Annotated in this window: 18 protein-coding genes; 8 read left to right on the forward strand and 10 right to left on the reverse strand. The window is 71.7% G+C overall.

Features of this window, described 5'->3' with window-relative positions:
• Nucleotides 1-35 precede the first annotated feature (35 nt).
• Nucleotides 36-542 (reverse strand): hypothetical protein, encoded by a 507-nt coding sequence (locus tag AC6CKD_RS34220; RefSeq protein WP_498332734.1) that lies wholly within the window; start codon nt 540-542, stop codon nt 36-38.
• Nucleotides 543-604: 62 nt separating this feature from the next.
• On the opposite strand from AC6CKD_RS34220, the gene AC6CKD_RS34225 reads away from it, so the two are divergent.
• Nucleotides 605-2,692 carry a bifunctional polysaccharide deacetylase/glycosyltransferase family 2 protein gene (locus AC6CKD_RS34225; RefSeq protein WP_498332824.1) on the forward strand — a complete coding sequence of 696 codons (2,088 nt, stop codon included), beginning with the start codon at nt 605-607 and terminating at the stop codon, nt 2,690-2,692.
• A gap of 2 nt (nt 2,693-2,694) precedes the next feature.
• Complete coding sequence (locus tag AC6CKD_RS34230; RefSeq protein WP_498332736.1) at nt 2,695-3,954, forward strand: acyltransferase family protein; 1,260 nt, start codon at nt 2,695-2,697, stop codon at nt 3,952-3,954.
• Between the two features lie 98 nt (nt 3,955-4,052).
• On the opposite strand, the gene AC6CKD_RS34235 is transcribed toward AC6CKD_RS34230, so the two are convergent.
• The 3 genes from AC6CKD_RS34235 to AC6CKD_RS34245 form a co-directional block, all read right to left on the reverse strand.
• On the reverse strand, nt 4,053-5,144 hold the full coding sequence (locus tag AC6CKD_RS34235) for a COX15/CtaA family protein (protein ID WP_498332737.1): 1,092 nt from the start codon (nt 5,142-5,144) through the stop codon (nt 4,053-4,055).
• Between the two features lie 140 nt (nt 5,145-5,284).
• Complete coding sequence (locus tag AC6CKD_RS34240; RefSeq protein ID WP_498332739.1) at nt 5,285-6,118, reverse strand: PIG-L family deacetylase; 834 nt, start codon at nt 6,116-6,118, stop codon at nt 5,285-5,287.
• 210 nt (nt 6,119-6,328) lie between these two features.
• Nucleotides 6,329-6,706 (reverse strand): FKBP-type peptidyl-prolyl cis-trans isomerase, encoded by a 378-nt coding sequence (locus tag AC6CKD_RS34245; RefSeq protein ID WP_498332741.1) that lies wholly within the window; start codon nt 6,704-6,706, stop codon nt 6,329-6,331.
• Nucleotides 6,707-6,919: 213 nt separating this feature from the next.
• Between AC6CKD_RS34245 and AC6CKD_RS34250 the strand changes: the two genes are divergently transcribed.
• Entirely contained in the window at nt 6,920-8,188 is a 1,269-nt protein-coding gene (locus tag AC6CKD_RS34250; protein WP_498332742.1) for an FAD-dependent oxidoreductase, read from the forward strand.
• A 100-nt stretch (nt 8,189-8,288) separates the two neighbouring features.
• On the opposite strand, the gene AC6CKD_RS34255 is transcribed toward AC6CKD_RS34250, so the two are convergent.
• The 3 genes from AC6CKD_RS34255 to AC6CKD_RS34265 form a co-directional block, all read right to left on the reverse strand.
• Nucleotides 8,289-8,672 carry a VOC family protein gene (locus AC6CKD_RS34255; RefSeq protein ID WP_498332744.1) on the reverse strand — a complete coding sequence of 128 codons (384 nt, stop codon included), beginning with the start codon at nt 8,670-8,672 and terminating at the stop codon, nt 8,289-8,291.
• Between the two features lie 8 nt (nt 8,673-8,680).
• Nucleotides 8,681-9,637 carry a nucleoside hydrolase gene (locus tag AC6CKD_RS34260; RefSeq protein WP_498332746.1) on the reverse strand — a complete coding sequence of 319 codons (957 nt, stop codon included), beginning with the start codon at nt 9,635-9,637 and terminating at the stop codon, nt 8,681-8,683.
• Nucleotides 9,638-9,731: 94 nt separating this feature from the next.
• The gene (locus AC6CKD_RS34265) at nt 9,732-11,021 is read right to left on the reverse strand and encodes a phosphoribosyltransferase family protein (RefSeq protein WP_498332748.1); all 1,290 of its coding nucleotides are present in this window, start codon (nt 11,019-11,021) and stop codon (nt 9,732-9,734) included.
• 383 nt (nt 11,022-11,404) lie between these two features.
• Here AC6CKD_RS34265 and AC6CKD_RS34270 point away from each other — a divergent pair, with 383 nt between their 5' ends.
• From AC6CKD_RS34270 to AC6CKD_RS34290, 5 genes are all read left to right on the forward strand, one after another.
• Nucleotides 11,405-11,680, forward strand: a complete 276-nt coding sequence (locus AC6CKD_RS34270; protein WP_498332751.1) for an isoamylase early set domain-containing protein — start codon at nt 11,405-11,407, stop codon at nt 11,678-11,680.
• A 199-nt stretch (nt 11,681-11,879) separates the two neighbouring features.
• The gene (locus AC6CKD_RS34275; RefSeq protein WP_498332753.1) at nt 11,880-12,533 is read left to right on the forward strand and encodes a DNA polymerase ligase N-terminal domain-containing protein; all 654 of its coding nucleotides are present in this window, start codon (nt 11,880-11,882) and stop codon (nt 12,531-12,533) included.
• A 64-nt stretch (nt 12,534-12,597) separates the two neighbouring features.
• Nucleotides 12,598-13,515 carry a non-homologous end-joining DNA ligase gene (gene ligD / locus AC6CKD_RS34280; protein ID WP_498332755.1) on the forward strand — a complete coding sequence of 306 codons (918 nt, stop codon included), beginning with the start codon at nt 12,598-12,600 and terminating at the stop codon, nt 13,513-13,515.
• Nucleotides 13,516-13,523: 8 nt separating this feature from the next.
• Nucleotides 13,524-14,165, forward strand: coding sequence for an endonuclease (locus AC6CKD_RS34285; RefSeq protein WP_498332757.1), 642 nt, complete (start codon nt 13,524-13,526; stop codon nt 14,163-14,165).
• An 81-nt stretch (nt 14,166-14,246) separates the two neighbouring features.
• The gene (locus tag AC6CKD_RS34290; protein ID WP_498332759.1) at nt 14,247-15,713 is read left to right on the forward strand and encodes an aminotransferase class I/II-fold pyridoxal phosphate-dependent enzyme; all 1,467 of its coding nucleotides are present in this window, start codon (nt 14,247-14,249) and stop codon (nt 15,711-15,713) included.
• Nucleotides 15,714-16,453: 740 nt separating this feature from the next.
• On the opposite strand, the gene AC6CKD_RS34295 is transcribed toward AC6CKD_RS34290, so the two are convergent.
• The 3 genes from AC6CKD_RS34295 to AC6CKD_RS34305 form a co-directional block, all read right to left on the reverse strand.
• Complete coding sequence (locus tag AC6CKD_RS34295; RefSeq protein ID WP_498332761.1) at nt 16,454-17,014, reverse strand: hemerythrin domain-containing protein; 561 nt, start codon at nt 17,012-17,014, stop codon at nt 16,454-16,456.
• 152 nt (nt 17,015-17,166) lie between these two features.
• Nucleotides 17,167-18,168: a PHP domain-containing protein gene (locus AC6CKD_RS34300; RefSeq protein WP_498332763.1), complete on the reverse strand. Its 1,002-nt coding sequence runs from the start codon at nt 18,166-18,168 to the stop codon at nt 17,167-17,169.
• A complete protein-coding gene (locus AC6CKD_RS34305; RefSeq protein WP_498332765.1) occupies nt 18,165-19,058 on the reverse strand; it encodes an SDR family oxidoreductase in 894 nt (297 codons plus the stop codon). Before AC6CKD_RS34305 ends, AC6CKD_RS34300 begins: the two co-directional genes overlap by 4 nt.
• Between the last annotated feature and the right edge of the window lie 22 nt (nt 19,059-19,080).

Consider the following 19,080-nt stretch of genomic DNA (forward strand, 5'->3'; position numbering starts at 1 on the left):
TTTGACGAGCCCGCTCCCGCACCGGTTTTCGTCGATCAGTCGGGACTGCGCGGCCGTCTGCTGCGGGGGCTCGGCTGGCCGGTCTCCGTCGTCGGAGCGATCCTCGCGATCGCCATGGGCGGCAGCCTGATCGGCATGCAGGCGGACGCCCCGGCGATGGGCATACCCGTACAGTCCTCGCGGTCGCCCGCCCCGCCGTCCTCGGCCGCGCCGTCGTCCACCCCGTCGGCCGCGCCGCCCCCGTCGTCCTCGGCCCGGACGGCCACCCGGTCCGCCACACCGCAGGCGAAGTCCTCGGCCACCCCGTCGAAGCCGTCGGCCGGCACACCGAAGTCCCCGGCCGCGCCGACGAAGTCCTCGGCCACGAAACCCCCGGCCGCCACACAGAAACCCCCGGCGGCCACGCCGAAGCCCATGGCCGCGACGCCGAAGCCCCTGGCGGCCACCTCGACTTCCACGGCCACCGCGCCGTCCGCGGCCGGGCCTTCGGGTCCGGCCGAGAACCCCTGATCTTCCGCACCACCCATCTCCAGGAGCGTCATTGTCCCGCCATCAGCGCCGCCGGCAGTCCCTGCTGAGGCCGCGCCGACTGGCCGCGCCGCCACTGCGCTTCTTCATGCCGCTGTCCCTGCTGGCGTGCTTGCTTGCGCTTCTCGTGCTGCGCGGCCTCGCCACCAACGAGGCGTTCCACGACGACCGGATCGCGATCTCGGTCGACAAGACGACCGTGCCGGACCACCTGCTCAAGGGCGGTCCGGTCATCGACGCGCGCGGCAGCAAGAACGCTCAGCCCGTGAGCTATCACATCCCCGACCGCACCGCGGTACTGAGCTTCGACGACGGTCCCTCACCGGAGTGGACCCCGAAGATCCTGGACGTCCTCGCCGCCCGCGACGTCCGGGCGGACTTCTTCGTGACCGGTGCCATGACCACGCGCAACCCGGAGCTGATCCGCGAGATCGTCGCGGGCGGCCACGAACTCGGCGTGCACACCTTCACCCACTCCGACATGGCGTATCAGTCCAAAGGCCGGATCGGCTGGGAACTGGCGCAGACGCAGCTCGCCCTGGCCGGCGTCGCGGGCGTCCACAGCGCGCTGTTCCGCCCGCCGTACTCCTCCGACGCCACGGCGATGGACGACTGGAACTACCCGGTGATCAAGTACGTCGGCGCGCGCGGCTACCTCACCGCGTTCATCGACCGCGACACCGAGGACTGGAAGCGGCCCGGAGTCGAGGAGATCGTCAAGCGGGCGATGCCGGCCAAGCCCGGAGCGGGCGCGCTGATCCTGTTGCACGACGCGGGTGGCGACCGTACCCAGACCATCGCCGCGCTCGAGCAGATCATCGACAAACTGAAGGCCGAGGGCTACCGCTTCACCACCATCTCCGAGGCGCTCGGCGCCTCCAGCGCCACCGTGCCGGTGCACGGATACCAGCTGTGGGCGGGCAAGGGATTCCTCTGGGCCACCCAGTTCGCCGTGCACACCCTGCCGGTGCTGGTCGGGCTGCTGGCCCTCGTCGGCTTCCTCAACTTCGGCCGTTTCGGGCTGATGCTCGTCCTCGCACCGATGCACGCCCGCCGCGCCAAGCGGCGGGACGCCTGGGGAGCGCCCGTCACCCGGCCGGTGACCGTGCTGGTCCCGGCCTACAACGAGCGCGAGTGCATAGCCAACACCCTCAACTCCCTGGCCGTCAGCGATTATCCGATCGAGGTGATCGTCATCGACGACGGCTCCACGGACGGCACCGCGGACATCGTCGAGGAGATGGGCCTGCCGTTCGTCCGGCTGATCCGCAAGGTCAACGGCGGCAAGTCCAGCGCGCTCAACAGCGGTATCGCGGCCGCCTCGCACGAGATCATCGTGATGATGGACGGCGACACCGTCTTCGAGCCGTCCACCGTGCGCGAGCTGGTCCAGCCCTTCGGCGACCCGGCGATCGGCGCGGTCGCGGGCAACGCGAAGGTCGGCAACCGCGACAGCCTGATCGGCGCCTGGCAGCACATCGAGTACGTCCTCGGCCACAACCTGGACCGCCGGATGTACGACATGCTGGGCGTCATCCAGACCATCCCCGGCGCGGTCGGCGCCTTCCGCAAGGAGGCCCTGGACCGGGTCGGCGGGATGAGCGACGACACCCTCGCCGAGGACACCGACATCACCATCGCGGTGCTCTGCGACGGCTGGCGGATCGTCTACGCCGAGCACGCCCGCGCCTGGACCGAGGCTCCCGCCAGCCTCCAGCAGCTCTGGTCCCAGCGGTACCGCTGGAGCTACGGCAGCATGCAGGCGATGTGGAAGCACCGCGGCGCGGTGACCGCCCGCGGCCCGGCCGGGCGCTTCGGCCGGGTCGGGCTCCCGCTCGTCGTGCTGTTCGGCGTGGTCGCCCCGCTGCTGGCGCCGCTGGTCGACTTGTTCCTGCTGTACGGCGTGCTGTTCGGGAACGCCCCGATCACCCTCACCAGCTGGGGCGGCTTCATCCTGCTCCAGGCCGCACTGTCCTGGTACGCCTTCCACCTCGACCGCGAGAAGCCCTGGCACCTGATCAGCCTGCCGATCCAGCAACTGGTCTACCGACAGCTGATGTACATCGTCCTGTTGCAGTCCGCGATCACGGCGATGACCGGGGGCCGACTGCGCTGGCAGAAGCTCCGGCGCACCGGTGAGGTCGCTGTACCGGTGGAGGTCTGACCATGACTGCGTTCATCGACCGCGGGCGCCCGCAGGACACCGTCCAGTTGAGGGTCCTCGCCATTCCGCGACAGCCGGGCCCGGTGCGGGAGCCGGAGCCCGAGACGCCGTCCCCGCGCAAGGGCGGCCGCGACCGCTATCTCGACCTGCTGCGCGCGCTGGCACTGGTCCGCGTGATGATCTACCACAACTTCGGCTGGTTCTGGCTGCCGCTCGTCTTTCCGTCCATGGGCGTGATGTTCGCGCTGGCCGGCTCGCTGATGGCCCGCTCGCTCAGCCGTCCCGCTCTCGGCGTGATCCGCGGCCGACTGCGCCGCCTGCTGCCGCCGATGTGGCTGTTCGGCGCCGTCCTGATCACCCTCCAAGTCCTCGACGGCTGGGGCCCCGACTCCGACGGCCACCCCACCTGGTGGTGGACCAAGCTGGCGTTCTGGATCCTGCCGCTGAGCACTCCGCCGTACGGGGAAGGCCTGCCCGGTTTCGGCCTGGTGGACGGCGGCTGGGCCCTGCAGATCACCGTCCCGCTCTGGTACCTCCGGGCGTACCTCTGGTACGTGCTGCTCTCGCCGCTCATGCTCTGGGCGCTGCGAAGGCTTCCGTGGGTGACGCTGTTCAGCCCCCTGGCGCTGTTGATCGTCATGAACACGTTCTTCGCCGACCAGGATTTCCTCTACTGGCGGGTCTGGGAGACCGCCAACGACTTCACGATGTTCGGCTCCTGCTGGATCCTCGGCATGGCCCACCAGGAGGGGCTGCTCAAGAAGATCCCGCAGTACGTACTGCCGTCCGTCGCGCCGCTCGTCATGGTGGCCGGCTTCTGGTACCTGCAGACCCGGCCGGTCGATCCGACCGTTCACACCGACATCGAGTCCTGGCCGATCGCCCAGGCGCTGTGGTCCTTGGGCTTCGTCGCCATCCTGCTCCACGTGAGCCCGTCCTGGGACCAGTGGCCCAGGCTGCTGGAGCGGTGGAACGGCCTGGTCAGCCTGCTCAACTCACGCGCCGTCAGCGTCTACTTGTGGCACCAGGTCGCTCTGGTGGCCGCGATCCCGCTGATCGACCCCCTCTGGAGCGTCCCCTTCGTCTACGCCAACTTCCAGTGGCTGCTGGCCAGCCAGTGGTTCACGCTCCTGGTGGCGATCCCGCTGGTCGCCCTGCTGGTGCTGACCTTCGGCTGGGTCGAGGACGTGGCCGCCAAGCGCTCGCCGCGCCTCCTGCCGTACCCGCGCCGCCGGCGCGGCAGACGCCGGGCCGCCGACTGACGGAGCTGCGGCTGCACCGTCGCGCAGGGCGCCCGGGCACGGGCGCCGTTCGCACGCACGGGAAACGACATCCGCATCGGCACCCGGCACGCGGCGGGTCAGACGTGTGTGTCGGCGCCCCGCGCACGCGGCAGCGGCGCATCGCCGAGCGGGCTCGAAAGGCCGGCACGGGCCCGCTTGACGGTCAAGTGGACCTGCAGGACGCCGGTCCACACGAGCGCCGCGCCCAGCAGGTGGAGCATCACGAGGAGCGAGGGCAGGGCCGTCACGGACTGCACCAGCCCCACGAGGCCTTGGCCCAGGAGTACGGCCAGGAATCCGACCGCCTTGCGGCGCGCGGCGCCGAAGCCGTCCTTGGGCAGCGCGGAGAGCAGGGCTCCGGCCAGGACCAGGACCGCCCCGGCCAGCACCCCGTGGACGATGGTCACGGCCGTCCAGTCGAACGGCATCCGTGGCACGTCGGAGGAGTCGCCCGCGTGCGGACCGGAGCCGGTGGCGAGCGTGCCCACGACGACCAGCAGTGCCGTCACGGTGACCAGGGCCGCCGACAGCGACCGGATCCGCGCGTCGGACCGCGGCGTGAGCGGGACCGGCGCGTCGGCCCGGTCGACCTCGCCGCTCGCGGCACCCGGACCCGCACCCGCATCGGCGTACGCCGCGTGCCAGGTGTACACCGCCGCGGTGAGCAGCAGCGTGGCCGCGAGGAAGTGAGCGGCAACGATGTAGGGGCTCAGCCGCATCCACACGGTCACCCCGCCGACGACCGCGTTGAGCATGACGATCCAGAACTGCGCCCAGCCTCCGCGCAGGACTGCGGGCATCGGCCTTTCCTGGAGACGCGCGGTAATGATGACCCAGCCCACCACCGCGCACAGCGCCCCGGTCAGAAGCCGGTTCCCGAACTCGATGACACCGTGCAGCCCCATTTCCGCGGTGGGGGCCAGCGTCTCTCCCGTACACATGGGCCAATCGGTACAGCCGAGACCGGAGCCGGTGACACGGACGATCCCACCGGTCACGATGATCGCGATGCTCGCCACGACCGAACCCAGTGCGGCCGCTCTGACGCTTCTCGCTCCGAGCGAGTACCTGTCGGCAAGCCATGAGAGGGGAGTGCGCACGATCAGCCTTTCCTCAAGTCGCTTTGGCGCGTCGCGGTGCGGGGACCTCAGGGTACGCCGCACGTTCACCCCGGCCTGACGGGGCGTCGTACACCCGACGGGGCGAGGGTGCGGGGCCGCAACGTGGCCGTGCCGAGCACAGGACGGCGACAAGCCGCCGCCCTCCGTCGCGAGGCCGGCGAGGGCTCGCGACGGACGGGGGGAGGGGATCAGCGCAGTCCGGCGAAGAGGTCGTTCTCGGGTAGGGCGGCGCCGGTGGTGTCCTTGACGCGCACGAAGGTCTCCGTGCCCATCAACTCGCCGAACCTCTCGACGCCCATCTTGAGGAAGAAGATGCCCTCGCCCTGACTAGCGTGCGCGGCCAGCGCGTCGAACTTCTGGCCACTGAACGCGAGGGTGTCCACCCAGGTGCTGATCTGGTCGTCGGGGAGGCCGATCTCTGCCATCGCGGCGGCCTCGGCGGGGTCCGGCTCCGCCATGTCCCCCTGGAACTCGCGCATGATCTCCCCGAACCGCCGCATCGCGGAGTGGGGCATCGTCGTCCAGTACACCTTCGGTGTCAGCGTGGTCATCTCCAGCGCGGCCATCGTGATGCGGTGGGCCTGGATGTGGTCGGGGTGGCCGTAGAAGCCGTTCTCGTCATAGGTGACGACCACGTCGGGACGGTAGTGGCGCATGAGTTCCGCAAGTCGGGCTGCGCCTTCCTCCACTGGGGTCTGCCAGAAGGATCCGGGGGCGTCGTTGCTCGGCCAGCCCATCATTCCGGAGTCGGCATAGTCGAGCATCTCCAGGTCACTGACCTTCAGGACGTCACAGCTCGCCTCGAGTTCTCGACGGCGCATCGCGGCGACGGCCGCCGGATCGTGCCCGGGATCGCCCGGCTTGACACCCCCCGGGCCGTCACCGCAACCGCCGTCCGTACACGTCACGAGAACCGTGCGGATGCCTTCCGCCGCGTACCGGGCGAGGACTCCGCCGGTTCCGGTGGCCTCGTCGTCGGGGTGGGCGTGTACTGCCATGAGCGTCAAGGGCCGGTCAGTCATGAAACAGTCCTCCTGCAGCAATGCGTCTTGGGCCGGGTGCGCGGCGGGCGTACCGCGATCCCGGGGTCCGGATCCCGGCGGGGCGGACGGCCTGGTGGTCTCCCTGTTGCCCCGCACCTTCGGCGCCGGTCCCTCGATGCAACCGCGCGGACCGGACCGCATGTTCCCGGTGCGGCCGCCCGGCCTTCAGCTGGGACGAGCAGGCCTTCGTTAGACCACGGAGAGCAGGTCCACCACGAAGACGAGCGTCGAGCCTGCCGGGATCAGGGGCGAGGGGGACTGGTTTCCGTAGCCGAGCCGCGGGGGAACGATGATCTCGCGCCGACCGCCGACCTTCATGCCCCTGAGACCCCGGTCCCAGCCCTTGATGACCCTGCCACCGCCCACGGCGAACTTGAACGGCTCGCCCCGGTCCCAGGAGGCGTCGAACTCCCTTCCGGACTCGAAGGTGACCCCGACGTAGTGGACCCGGACGACCCTGCCCGGCTTCGCCTCCGGCCCGTCCCCGACGACCAGGTCCCGGATCGTCAGCTCCTGGGGAGCATCACCCCCCGGGAGTTCGATCTCCGGCTTCGTCAGTTCACTCATCGCAGCCTCATCGCTCTCCGCCGGAATCCTCGTACGGACCAGCCGGGCTGGTCACCCCGTGCAGCGTAACCCTGGGCGCCGCTGATCCCCTTCCCGTGCGGTGGCGCACGGCCGACGCGGCGGGCGGGGACGTCGTGACCGTGCGCGGCCGGGACGGCCTCGTGGGGTATACGTCGTTGGGCTGGGCCGATGTCTGCGAAGGGATGGGTTGCCGTGGAGCGTACGACCTGTTGTGTGGTGGGAGGCGGGCCCGCCGGGATGGTGCTGGCCCTGCTCCTGGCCCGGGCCGGGGTGGAGGTCACCGTGCTGGAGAAACACGGCGACTTCCTACGCGACTTCCGCGGCGACACCGTCCATCCGTCCACCCTGGCGCTGCTGGAAGACATCGGCCTCGCCGAGCGCTTCGCCCGGCTGCCGCAGCGGCGCGTGACCTCGGTGCAGCTGCCCATCGGGCCGGACCGCTCCCTCGTCACGGTCGGGAACATCGGGGCGCTGCCCGGGAAGTACAACTACATCGCGATGGTGCCGCAGTGGGACCTGCTCGACCTACTCGCCGATGAGGCGCGCAAGGAACCGTCCTTCCGGCTGCGCATGGACACCGAGGCGACGTCCTTCCTGATGGAAGGCGGTCGGGTGGCGGGCGTGCGGTACCGCACCGCGGACGGCGCCACCGGCGAACTCCGGGCCACGCTGACCGTCGCCTGCGACGGCCGCGGGTCCTTCGCCAGGGTGCTGCCCGAGCTCGGCCTGGAGGACTTCCCCTGCCCGATGGACGCCTGGTGGTTCCGGATGCCGCGTCACGAAAGCGATCCCGGCGGGCTCGTGGGAGGCCTGGGCGAGCGGTTCTTCAGCGCGCTCATCGACCGCGGCGACTACTGGCAGTGCGCGGGTCTCATCCCCAAGGGGACCGATGCCGAGCGCCGCGCGGAAGGCCTGGACCGGTTCACGGCCCAGTTCGCGCGGGCCGTCCCGTGGCTGGCCGACCGGGTGCACTCGGTCACCTCCTGGGGCGAGATCAAGCTGCTCGACGTACGGCTGGACCGGCTGCGCCGGTGGCACCGGCCGGGGCTGCTGTGCATCGGCGACGCCGCCCACGCCATGTCGCCGGTCTTCGGCATCGGCATCAACCTCGCCGTACAGGACGCGGTGGCAGCGGCCCGCTACCTCGTGGGACCGCTGCGGGCGGGGACGGTAGGACTGCACGACGTACGCCGCGTACAGCGCCGCCGCATGCCCACGACGGTGGCGACCCAGGGCCTGCAACGCCTGGCCCACGCCCAGGTCATCGAACCCCTGCTGGCCGGGCGCACCGCGTTCGGCCACCCGCGGGCGGCGAAGCGGCTGACGGAGCTCGTCACCGACTCGCGGTGGCTGAATCAGGTGCCGGCCTATTTCATCGGCTACGGGGCCCTGCGCGAACGGCCGCCGGCGGAATCGATCCGAGGCGGCTCCGTGGTGGAAGAGCCGCCCACGGCCCCCTGACACGGCCGGTGATGTTCGTCGAGCACGGCCCGGGCTTCGGTCGTGCCGCGGCCCCGCAGAGGTCCGCACCCGTCAGCCGCCGCGGCGAGCCCGTACCCGGTCAGGGGCGAAAGCGCAGCGGGTGGTCCGCCGGCACCTCCACTACGGCGATGCGCACGCCGTCGGGGTCGGCGATCCACATCTCGATCAGGCCCCAGGGCTCGCGCCGTGGCGGCCGCAGTACTTCGACGCCGCGGCCGCGCAGTTCCTCGTACGCCGCCCGCACGTCCGCGACTTGGAGCCACAGGCGAAGACCGGGCGCGGGCGGCGCCTCGGCGCGCCCCGATACCTCGAGGAACCCGCCGCCGAGGAAGTAGACCGTCCCCCGCTCGGGTCCGGTGCCGAACTCGCGGTAGACGGCGAGCCCCAGGGCGTCGCCGTAGAAGGCGCGTGAGCGCTCGGGATCCACGGGACGCAGCAGGATCCTGCTGCCCAGCACATGCATCGTGTCCCCTATCTCCGCTCGCCCGGCGTACGGGCCCCGAGGGCCCTGACGGCGGCGATCATCCGGTCCCAGAACTGGTCGGTCTCCAAATCCACCGCGACTCGGGCGTTGACCGGGCGGTCGACGTAACCCTGCAGGTCCACCACGGTGGCGCCGCGCGTGTAGCGGCCGTGCAACTCCACGACGACGTTCGCGTCCACACAGTGCACGAGCCCGGGATCGATGACCCGGGCCACCGCGACGGGGTCGTGCAGCGGCGGGTGCGGGAACCCCCACAGCGTGCGGTACGTGGACGCGAAGAAGGTCAACAAGTCGGCGCACATGGGCCCGAGGGGTGGACCGAGCGCCTCGAAGCGGGCCACCACCTCGGGCGTGGCCAGCGCCTGGTGAGTGACGTTGAGACCGCACATGGTGACGGGCACGCCGCTGCGGAAGACGATGTCCGCGGCCTCCGGATCCGTGAGGATGTTGAACTCTGCTGCCGGGGTCCGGTTGCCCCGCTCCGTCGATCCGCCCATCAGGACGATCTCGCGGATGCGGGAAGCGTCCTGCGGAAAGCGGGTCAACAGGAGGGCGATGTTGGTCAACGGCGCCGTCGGTACGAGAGTGACCGGCTCCGGATGCCCGGTCAGCATCCGGTGGATGAGGTCCACCGCGTGCTCCGGTACGACGTCCACGGTGGGCTCAGGGAACACCGGCCCGTCGAGGCCGGAGGCGCCGTGCACGTCGCCCGCGACGCCGAGCGCCTGGACGAGCGGCCGGCCGCAGCCCGCCGCGATGGGCACATCGGTGATCCCGGCCACCGTGCACACGCGCCGCGCGTTCAGGGTGGTCTTGTCGAGTGTCTGATTGCCCGCGACCGTGGTGATGGCCAGCAGATCGACCGCGGGGTCCCCGGCCGCCAGCATGATCGCGAGGGCGTCGTCGTGTCCGGGATCGCAGTCGATGATGATCGGGACGGGCACGTCGCTCCTGCCGGTGCGGGATCGTGGACCCTCCAGTGTGGCGCCGTCCCGGTCCCGTGACCAGGAGGCGCCCGCGGGGCGGCTGGGAAACGTGCTACCCGGCCGCTGCCACCAGGTGCTTCGTGAACCAGTCCAGGGCAAGGCCGGCCACTTCGTCCAGCGCTCCCGGTTCCTCGAACAGGTGCGTGGCGCCGGGGACGACTTCGAGCCGGTTCACGCAGCGCAGTTCCCGCTGGGCCCGCCGGTTGAGGTCGAGCACCTGCGTGTCGCGGCTGCCCACGATGAGGAGCGTGGGCGCCCGTACGTCGGCGATGCGTGGCCCGGCGAGGTCGGGCCGGCCGCCACGGGAGACCACGGCGCCGATGTCCGCGTCGGCGGACGCGGCGGCCCGCAACGCTGCGGCGGCTCCGGTGCTCGCTCCGAAATAGCCGATCGGGACGGTCTGGAGGTGCCGCAGCCAGCGGGTGGCGTCCGCCAGCCTCCGGCTGAGGGTCTCGATGTCGAAGACGTTCGCGCGGTCGGCCTCCTCCGCCGGCGTGAGCAGGTCGAAGAGCAGGGTGCCCAGGCCCGCCCCGTGCAGGGCCGTCGCGACCGACCGGTTGCGCGGGCTGTGGCGGCTGCTGCCGGAGCCGTGGGCGAACATGACGACCGCCCCGGCATCCTTCGGCAGTGTGAGGTCCCCGGCCAGCCTGACACCGCCCGCGTCCACCACCACCTCGGCGGCCCGGGCGGGCCGACGCGCTGCGAGGCCCTCCGCGGCTCGCGCCAGCAGGACGACGACCTCGTCGTCGGAGGTCTGGGAGAAGTCCTGGTACCACTCCCCGACGGCGCGGAAGGCGGGTGGTGCGGAGAGGCACACCACCTCGTCCGCTTCGGTGCGCAGCCGGGCGACGGCATCCGGCGGCGCCACCGGAACGGCCAGAACCACCCGGGCCGCACCCATCGCCCGCACGACCGCGCACGCGGCTGCGGCCGTGGAGCCGGTGGCGATCCCGTCGTCCACCACGACCACCGTCCGGCCGTCGAGCGGCACGCGCGGACGATCGTCGCGGAACCTCCGTGCCTGGCGTGCGAGTTCCGCCTCCTCGGCGTGCTCGACGGCCGTGAGGTCCTCCTTCCCGACCCGGCTCCGGCGCACGATGTCGTCGCTGATGACCCGGACGCCTCCCTCGCCGATGGCACCGAATCCCAGCTCCCGGTGGTGCGGGACCCCGAGCTTTCGGACCACGATCACATCGAGTGGGGCGCCCAGCGCCCGCGCCACCTGGAACGCCACCGGGACTCCGCCACGGGGCAGGCCCAGGACGACGGGATGCGCCGCCTCCAGGTGACGCAGGGCTTCGGCGAGATGCCGTCCGGCGTCCGCGCGATCAGTGAACATCATGGTGGCTCACCCCCATGAGGGGAGACGGAACCCTGTACACACCTCCTTCGAAGCAACCCCATGTGTGGCTCCGGTGCAAGCCGGGGCCAATCGGCGTAGCGCGGACGTCCGCCGACGGCGGGGCACGTGACAGGGCCCGGCCGGGTGACTACGGCCCCGGCCGGGCCCTGCGTGCGTGGGGCTTCGTCGCGCGTCCGGTGCCGCCGCGCTCGATTCCTCTCCGCCACGCTGACACACGCGGTGACGCCGCGCACCATGTGCGTCACGCTGTGTGGCGGGCGGGTGAGGTCCGGGTCGATGCGCGGCCTCGGGGTGCGGCCGAACCGCCCCGCGCCGACGATGGGTGTCTGCCACCATCCGCCGCTGTCGTGAGGAGCCCGTCCATGCTGGAGCGCACGCTGAAGAAGGACCGCACCCAGGTCACGTTCATCCTTCCCGCCGACACCCCGCCCGGCCCGGTCAGCGTGGTGGGCGATTTCAACGACTGGCGGCCCGGCGTCCACACGCTCAAGACCCGCAAGGACGGCAAGCGCGCGGTCACGGTCGAGCTGCCCAGCGCGAGCGTCCACTCGTTCCGGTATCTGGCCGCCGGGGACTACTGGTTCAACGACGAAAGCGCGGGCGACCTGGAAGGCCCCAACAGCCGCCTCCACGCCTGAGTTCCCGGGCCGCGTCGAGTCAGTCTGATCCGCGCACGCGGGGGCACGCACGCGAAGACCCTTGCGGACCCGTGCCGGTACGGACGGTTCCCGTGGGGAAGCCCGGGTAGCCGCCACGGGAGGGGTCCGTCGCTTCGACGCGGACCCAGGGAGCAGCACGCGATCGGCCGACCGCCGAGAAGGAGCGTGAGGAGGCGGAATGACGGCCAAGGAGGCACTGGCGCGCTACCAGCAGCGGCGCGACTTCTCCAAGACTGCCGAACCCGAAGGGCGCCGTTCCCGGCGGCCCGGTGCACGGGCGGCCGGGAAGCCCGCCGAGCGGCCCTCGTTCGTGGTCCAGATCCACGACGCACGGAGCATGCACTTCGATTTCCGCCTGGAAGCGGACGGCGTGCTGAAGTCGTTCGCCGTACCCAAGGGGCCGTCGAAGGATCCGCACGACAAGCGGTTCGCGACGCCGACCGAGGACCACCCCCTGGAATACCGGGACTTCGAGGGCGTGATTCCGCAGGGCGAGTACGGCGGCGGCACGGTGATCGTGTGGGACGAAGGCACGTACCGCAATCTTTCCTCCGGCCGGGACGGCCGGGAGATCCCGCTGTCCCGGGCGCTCGAGCAGGGACATGCCTCGTTCCGGCTCTACGGCCACAAGCTGCACGGCGGCTACTCGCTGACCCGCTTCCGCACCGATGAGGACGGCGGGCGCGAAGCCTGGCTGCTCGTGAAGCACGCCGACGGCCGCGCCGATTCGGCGGGGGCGCCCGCCCCCCGCCGGGCACGCTCGGCCCGTACCGGCCGCACTCTGGGACAGGTGGCGGCCGAAGCCGCGCGCCACGGCGGTGACCGGGCATGAACGGCCCGCGGAGCGGCAGGTCCCGAGGCGTCGCCCACCGCGGCCGGCCCGTCGGGAGGACCTGATGACCACGACGACGAAGCGTGTCCGGGTGAGCGGCCACACGGTGGAACTGAGCCGTCCGGACAAGGTGCTCTTCCCCCAGGACGGCTTCACGAAGGCAGACCTGGCCGCGTACTACCGCACGGTGGCCCGGCGCATGCTGCCCCACCTGCGAGGCCGCCCGCTCATGCTGGAGCGCCATCCCGACGGGATCGACGGCCCCGCCTTCATGCAGAAGGAGGTGTCCGCACACTTCCCCGACTGGATCCACCGGGCCGAGCTGCCCAAGGAGGGCGGCACCGTCACGTACGCCGTCTGCGACGACACGGCCACGTTGCTCTACCTCACCGACCAGGCGTGCATCACGCCGCACCGCTTCCTCTCCAAGGCCGACCGGCCCGACTTTCCCGACCGCCTCGTCTTCGACCTCGACCCGCCCGGCGAGGATTTCGCCCTGGTGCGCCGCGCGGCGCTCGCCCTGCACGAGCTGTTGGAGGAACTGGACCTGCCGTCCCTCGTGATGACGACCGGGTCCCGCGGTCTGCACGTCCTCGTACCCCTCGACCGCGGCGCGCCCTTCGACGAGGTACGGGACTTCGCGCGCGACGTCGCGGACCTGCTGGCCCACCGCCACCCCGGCGAGCTCACCACCGAGCAGCGGAAGAAGGCCCGCCGGGGCCGCCTCTACCTCGACGTACAGCGCAACGCCTACGCCCAGACCGCCGTGGTGCCCTACGCCGTCCGAGCCCGCCCCGGAGCCCCGGTCGCCGCGCCCATCGCCTGGGCCGACGTCGACGACCCGGCCCTCGGCGCACGCCGCTGGACGATGGCCGACGCCGACGGCCTGCTGGAGGACAACCCGTGGAAGGACCCGCCGGGGCCCCGCTCGCTGCCCCGGGCCCGCAGCCGCTTCGAGGACGTACGAACGAGCACGGTCTGAAGGTCATCATGTCCACGTCCGTCACGGTGAAGCGCCTACTGGAGGAGTACGGGCAGACCCATGCGCGGGAAGCCGGCATCCGGCTGCAGAACACACCGGCGCCGCTGTACCAGCTGCTGACGCTCTGCGTGCTCTTCTCGGTCCGCATCAAGGCGGACATCGCGGTGGCCGCGGCCCGCGAACTGTTCGGGGCCGGGATGCGCACGCCGCGGGCGATGGCGGCGGCCTCGTGGCAGGAACGGGTGGACGCACTCGGCCGCGCCCACTACCGCCGCTACGACGAGAGCACGTCCACCGCGCTCGGCGCCGGCGCCGACCTCGTTCTCGACCGGTACGGCGGGGACCTGCGCCGGCTGCGCGAGGAGGCCGACGGGGATCCGGACCGAATCCGCGAGCTGTTGCGCGAGTTCCCGCGCATCGGGCCGGTCGGAGCGGACATCTTCGGCCGCGAGGCCCAGGGCGTATGGCCCGAGCTGCGCCCGGCCTTCGACGCGCGGGCGCGCCGTGCGGCCGCCTCGCTGGGACTTCCGCATTCGCCTGACGGTCTGGCGCGCCTCGTCGCCGCCGACGACCTTCCGAGGCTCGCGGCGGCGCTGGTCCGCGTCGAACTGGCCGACGGAGCCGTCCGCGTCCTGAGCGAGGCCGGCTGAGAGCCGCACACGACGTCAGCCGTTGCCGGGGGACTCCGTGCGGGGCTGTTTTCGCCGGCTGCCGCCGGGCAGGCGCGGACCATGAATCAGTCGAAGGCACCGGTACTCGAGGCATTGGCCGCTTATCACGACAGCGGGCAGACACCGTTCACGCCTCCGGGTCACAAGCAGGGGAAGGGAGCGGATCCGCGCGTCCGCGCCGTGCTCGGCGACGCGGTGTTCCGCTCCGACGTGCTGGCCACCAGCGGGCTGGACGACCGCACCTCCTCCCACGCCGTGGTGAAGGCGGCGGAGGCACTGATGGCCGAGGCCGTTGGCGCCGACCACGCCTTCTTCTCCACGTGCGGCAGCTCTCTGTCGGTGAAGTCGGCGATGCTGTCCGTGGCCGGACCGCACGAGAAGCTGCTGGTGGGCCGGGACGCCCACAAGTCCGTCGTCTCGGGCCTGATCCTCTCGGGCATCCGGCCCGTCTGGGTAGACCCGCAGTGGGATGCCGAACGGCACCTGGCGCACCCGCCGTCCGCCGAGGCCTTCGAGGCGGCCTTCGCCGAGCATCCCGACGCCCGCGGAGCCCTGGTCGCCACGCCGACCCCGTACGGCACCTGCTCGGACTCGGCCGCCATCGCCGAGGTCTGCCACCGGCGGGGCCGCCCCCTGATCGTCGACGAGGCATGGGGCGCCCACCTGCCCTTCCACCCCGACCTTCCGACCTGGGCCATGGACGCCGGAGCCGACGTCTGCGTGACCTCCGTCCACAAGATGGGCTCAGGGCTGGAGCAGAGCTCGGTCTTCCACCTCCAGGGGGACCTGGTCGAGCCCGAGGTGCTCAGGAGCCGCGAGGACCTGCTCGGCACCACGAGCTCCTCCGTGCTCGTGTACGCGGCGCTGGACGGCTGGCGTCGGCAGATGGTCGAGCAGGGGAGGGTCCTCTACGACGACGCGCTCGCCCTGGCGCACGAGGTCCGCGACCGGATCTCCCGCATCGACGGCATGCGGGTCCACGGCCGGGAGGACTTCTGCGGGCCCGGCAAGGCCGCGGACATGGACCCCCTGCAGATCATCATCGACCTCAGCGCGTGGGGGGTCACCGGCTACGAGGCCGCCGACTGGCTGCGGGCGAACCACCGGATCAACCTCCACATCGCCGACCACCGCCGCATCAGCGCCCAGCTCACGCACGCCGACGACCACGGCACGGCCGAGGCCCTGCTGCACGCCCTGACCGACCTGGCCGCACACGTCCCGCGGCTGCGCACCGGTCAGCCGGTCGACGTCCCGCCACCGTCCCTGCTGAGGCTGGAACAGGCGGCCCTGCCCCGCGACGCCTACTTCGGGCCGACCGAGCAGGTGCCCTGGGAGAAGGCGGACGGACGGATCACCGCCGAGATGCTGACCCCCTACCCTCCGGGCATCCCGGCGGCGGTGCCCGGCGAACGCCTCACCGCCGACGTACTGCGCTACCTGCGCTCCGGAGTCGGGGCGGGCATGGTCGTCCCGGACGCGGTCGACAGGAACGTCATGAGCGTGCGGGTGCTTCGCGAGGACTGACACCGGCGCCCGGGTGAACCGGTGGGTGCCGAAGCGGCAGGGCTTGTCCTATCCCAGGGCGGCGTTTTCGCCCAGCAGGTCCAGCAGCAGCGGCCTGTGGAGGGCGGCGACCGGTTCGAGCAGGTCGGGGTGGCGCAGCAAGGGCGCGGCGTCCTGTTCGTGGTCACCGGGCCGGTGAGGCGGGTGACATCGCCGGCCTGGCCCCGATCGACGAGGTGGTGGCCGCTCACGGCGAGGGCGGGGGACGCGAGGAGGCAGGCGGCCCAGCTGACGACGGATTCGTCCACCCATGTCCGCCAGTCGGCATCGGCGTCGCCGCCCCGATCGGCGCCGGTCAGCCGGTCCAGCCGGGCGCTTCCGCCCGGGCCGAGGAGATGCAGAAGCTGTGCGTCGAGGGGGGTCGGGTACCGCAGGGCGGCGGCGAGGGTGACGGCCTGCCGGGCCTGGGCCTCGGCCAGGGCCCGGCTGAACGCGCCCGGGGAGGGCGGGAAGGCTGTCAGCAGCCAGCGTGTGCCGGCGGCTATGACGGGCGTGAGATCGGCGGACACGGAAGCTTCCCAGGGGAGCGTGCTCGCCTGGGACCGGGACGGGTCCGCGAGCTGTGGCGCGAAGCTGCGCCGCTCCGCCGTGGCCGGCCAGCGTAACCGGTGGCCACGGGGGTGCGGCATGACGCACGTCACCGCCGCCCGGAGGCGGGCCTGGGTGCGCACGCGCGCGGGCCCGCCTCCCCGCGTAGGAATTCAGGACGTGCCGCGGCCGGTCACGAAGTCGCGTGCACGGTCCACCAGACCGGCGCCCGGTGCGAGGAGCTTGCTGGCCGTGGGGCTGCTCGGTGCGGCGGGGTGCGGGCGGGTGGGCGCCATGGCCTTGGCGCGGCGGATCCTGTCACCGAGGTCGTCCAGCTGCTGCGAGGTGCAGGCCCGCTTCAGCATCGGGAAGAGGTGGTTTTCCTCGTCCTGGATGTGGGAGGCGACCTCGTCCATGAGCTTCTGCAGGAGTGGGCTGATCTCTGCGTCGTCGGTGGCCGTCTTCTCCAGCCGCTTGAGCATCTTCTCGATGCGGCCGTGGTCCTCGATCTCCTTGTCCGCCATCGGTCCGCCGCCCTCGACGTGCTCGCGTACCGCCGGGTAGAGGTATTGCTCCTCGGCGACCGAGTGCCGGACCAGTTCGATGGTGATCTCGTCGATGAGATCGCGGAGCTGCTGCCCGGTGCCGGTCATGGCCTGCACGCGGCCGAACATCTCTTCCACCTCGCGGTGGTCGGCCATCAGCTCGGCGATCACGTTTCCGCCGTGTCCCACGGTGCCTCCTCGCGTTTCGTGTCGACCTGTGCGGCCCGACTCGATCGCTTCCCCGCCGGAGGTGCGGGCGCCCGGCCGCACGGGGCGACTCACCCGCTCGGCGGAGGCGGCTGCCTCGAGGCGGACCGCCGTACGGGCGGAGGGCGGGGGGATCAGTGAGTACCGCTTCTGGTGGTCAGCAACCGGCCGAGCGGCCAGGTCGTGATCAGTCGGTCTGGTCCCAGGCCGATGCGTGCCGCGCGCGCGTAGCCCGTGCTCTGCCAGCGCAGCTGTTCTGGGGCGTGGGCGTCGGTGTCCACGGCGAAGCGGCAGCCCGCGGCGGCGGCCAGCGCGAGCAGGTCGTCCGGCGGGTCGCGCCGTTCGGGCCGGCAGTTGATCTCCACGGCGGTGCCGGCCTCCGCGCACGCGGCGAACACGGCCTCGGCGTCGAAGCGGGACTGCGGGCGCCCCCGGCCGGTGATGATCCGTCCTGTGCAGTGGCCCAGGACGTCGACGTGCGGGTTGCGCACCGCGGCCAGCAGGCGGGCGGTCATCGGCTCGGGTTCCGAGCGGAGCTTGGAGTGGACGGATGCCACGACGATGTCGAGGCGGCCCAGCAGGTCTTCGTCCTGGTCGAGCGAGCCGTCGTCGAGGATGTCGCACTCGATGCCGGTGAGCAGCCGGAAGTCCGGCCCCAGGCCGGCATTCACGGCGGCCACCGATTCCAGTTGGCTTTCGAGCCGCTCGGTGCTCAGTCCGTGGGCGATGGTCAGCCGCGGCGAGTGATCGGTCAGGACCGCCCACTGGTGGCCCAGCTCGCGGGCCGCGTCGGCCATGTCCTCCAGCGGACTGCCGCCGTCCGACCAGTCGGAGTGCAAGTGGCAGTCTCCCGTGCTCGCGGTCGCGAGGTCCCAGCCGGCCCGGGCGTCCGGGTCGGCTTCGGCCATGAGGCGGGCGAGGTAGCTCGGTACCGCTCCGGTCGATGCCTGGGCGATCACCTCGGCGGTGACCGGCCCCACCCCGCGCAGGCCTTCCGCCCGGGCGGCGTCCACCGTGCCCGGTGGCAGGTTGCGGACGGCGTCGGCCGCGGTGTGGAAGGCCCGCACGCGGTAGGGGGACGCCCCGCGCCATTCGAGGAGGAAGGCGATCCGGCGCAGGGCTTCGTCTGGGGTCACGGCAGCGGGGTTCCGCCGGTGGCGTTGACGATCTCGCCGGTGATGTAGGAGGCCTGGGCGGAGGCGAGGAAGACGTACGCGGGTGCCATCTCCGCCGGCTGGGCGGGCCGGCCCAGCGGTGATTGCTCGCCGAACTTCGCCGGGTCGGGCATCGTCGCCGGGATCAGCGGTGTCCAGACGGGTCCCGGTGCCACGGCGTTGGCCCGGATCCCGCGCTCGGCCAGCATCTGGGCCAGGCTGTGGGTGAAGGAGACGATCGCGGACTTGGTCATGGCGTAGTCGAGGAGGTGGGGGCTGGGCTGGTAGCCCTGCACGGATGCCGTGTTGATCACCGAGGCGCCTCGGGGCATGTGAGCCAGCGCGGCCTTGGTGAGCCAGAACATCCCGTACAGGTTGGTTTTCATCACCCGGTCGAACTGTTCGGTGGTGATCGCCCCGATCCCGTCCGGCTGGGCCATCTGGTAGGCGGCGTTGTTGACGAGCAGGTCGATGCCGCCCAGCTCGTTCACTGCTCGGTCGACGAGAGCGGTGCACTCGTCTTCGTGCCGGATGTCGCACGCGACCGCCACGGCGGTGCGGTCGGCATGGCGGATCAGGCGTGCGGTCTCGTCCGCTTCGTCCGCCTCCTCGGGCAGGTGGGTGAAGACGACATCGGCGCCCTCCCGCGCGAAGGCCAGGCAGACGGCCCGTCCGATCCCCGAATCGCCTCCGGTGACCAGCGCCCTGCGGCCCCTCAGCAGGTCGTGCCCCTGGTAGGTGTCCTCGCCGTGATCCGGGCGGGGATCCATTGCCTCGGTCCAGCCCGGATGGTCCTGGTCCTGCTCGGGAAACGGGGGACGGGGGTGGAGGGACACCGGATCGGTGAGACGTGTCTGGTCTTGGGAGCGCATAGCGGATTCCTTTCGGCACGGT

It is taken from the genome of Streptomyces sp. GQ60 (genome assembly GCF_059758875.1).

Coding starts and splice junctions, on each gene's coding strand:
- AC6CKD_RS34230 (WP_498332736.1), top strand. CDS start 2,695: ATGACTGCGTTCATCGACCGCGGGCGCCCGCAGGACACCGTCCAGTTG.
- AC6CKD_RS34245 (WP_498332741.1), bottom strand. CDS start 6,706: ATGAGTGAACTGACGAAGCCGGAGATCGAACTCCCGGGGGGTGATGCT.
- AC6CKD_RS34275 (WP_498332753.1), top strand. CDS start 11,880: ATGACGGCCAAGGAGGCACTGGCGCGCTACCAGCAGCGGCGCGACTTC.
- AC6CKD_RS34265 (WP_498332748.1), bottom strand. CDS start 11,021: ATGATGTTCACTGATCGCGCGGACGCCGGACGGCATCTCGCCGAAGCC.
- AC6CKD_RS34270 (WP_498332751.1), top strand. CDS start 11,405: ATGCTGGAGCGCACGCTGAAGAAGGACCGCACCCAGGTCACGTTCATC.
- AC6CKD_RS34290 (WP_498332759.1), top strand. CDS start 14,247: ATGAATCAGTCGAAGGCACCGGTACTCGAGGCATTGGCCGCTTATCAC.
- AC6CKD_RS34220 (WP_498332734.1), bottom strand. CDS start 542: ATGACGCTCCTGGAGATGGGTGGTGCGGAAGATCAGGGGTTCTCGGCC.
- AC6CKD_RS34240 (WP_498332739.1), bottom strand. CDS start 6,118: ATGACTGACCGGCCCTTGACGCTCATGGCAGTACACGCCCACCCCGAC.
- AC6CKD_RS34305 (WP_498332765.1), bottom strand. CDS start 19,058: ATGCGCTCCCAAGACCAGACACGTCTCACCGATCCGGTGTCCCTCCAC.
- AC6CKD_RS34255 (WP_498332744.1), bottom strand. CDS start 8,672: ATGCATGTGCTGGGCAGCAGGATCCTGCTGCGTCCCGTGGATCCCGAG.
- AC6CKD_RS34285 (WP_498332757.1), top strand. CDS start 13,524: ATGTCCACGTCCGTCACGGTGAAGCGCCTACTGGAGGAGTACGGGCAG.
- ligD (WP_498332755.1), top strand. CDS start 12,598: ATGACCACGACGACGAAGCGTGTCCGGGTGAGCGGCCACACGGTGGAA.